Source organism: Bartonella sp. AA16NXGY, assembly GCF_042197325.1.
Taxonomy (GTDB): domain Bacteria; phylum Pseudomonadota; class Alphaproteobacteria; order Rhizobiales; family Rhizobiaceae; genus Bartonella.
The window spans coordinates 1-876 of the sequence record NZ_JBHIRR010000062.1 but is presented as its reverse complement, the minus strand read 5'-3'; the positions used below and the strand labels follow the sequence as shown (position 1 = coordinate 876).

The following is an 876-nucleotide window of genomic DNA, read 5'->3' as shown; positions in this document are numbered from 1 at the left end:
TATTTGAAAGCCGCGTCATATCATTTGGCACGGCTTTTTTTTATTTTACTCTCTCTTTTATGATATGTTTATAGCAATGCATTTTATATGCGTTTATAACCATAAAGAATGCACGCCCCATGCGTGTTTTTATTCTGTTTTATCAGTTATATTGACAACATTATCCCTTTCATAAACCTCACAATTTTTTGGAACCAACCTTACTTTGCTTTTTTTATTGATTTTTGCATTGCCATAAGCACGCCCCCAGATCGTTGCACAATATGAGATTTTAGCATTGCCATAAACAGAGCCATAAATCTCACAAGAGCCACTCACACAAGCATTTCCATAAACCTTGCCATAAATTTTAGCACGACCATTAATAACAGCATAATTATAAATTTTTGCATGGCTATAAATGCAAGCAGAGCCACAAACCTTGGCATGACCATAAACGCGTGCATAACTAAAAACCGTAGCATCATAAGAAACATGCGCATGATCATAAATATGAGCATCAGCAAGAATGCGGGCACTACCATTCACATGAGCATTACCATAAATATTGCCATAAACATGAGCATTGCCATAGACAAAAGCATGGTCATAAACTTTAGCATATTGAGAGATAAAAGCTTTTCCATAGACCTCAGCATTGCCATAAACTTGACCACAGACTTGAGAAAAATGGCGTATTTTTGCATTGTCATACACTCTTGCATGACCATAGACACAAGCCTCATCATACACCCAGCAATTGCCATCATGGGATAGGTTAACTTCCTTTTCAATAAAGCCGCCTAAAGACCCCGCCTTTATATCATCGAAATCTTTTAAAGCACGAATGCGATAAAGAGTTATAATATTTCGAGTAAGAGCATGTTTGATTTTTTT

At 36.4% G+C, this 876-nt stretch carries 1 protein-coding gene; it reads right to left on the bottom strand.

Annotated elements, in window-relative coordinates; translation table 11 throughout:
* Window positions 1-129 precede the first annotated feature (129 nt).
* Window positions 130-876, bottom strand: a 747-nt coding sequence (locus ACFINK_RS09340; RefSeq protein ID WP_375638911.1) for a hypothetical protein, incomplete at its 5' end; no start/stop codon positions are given.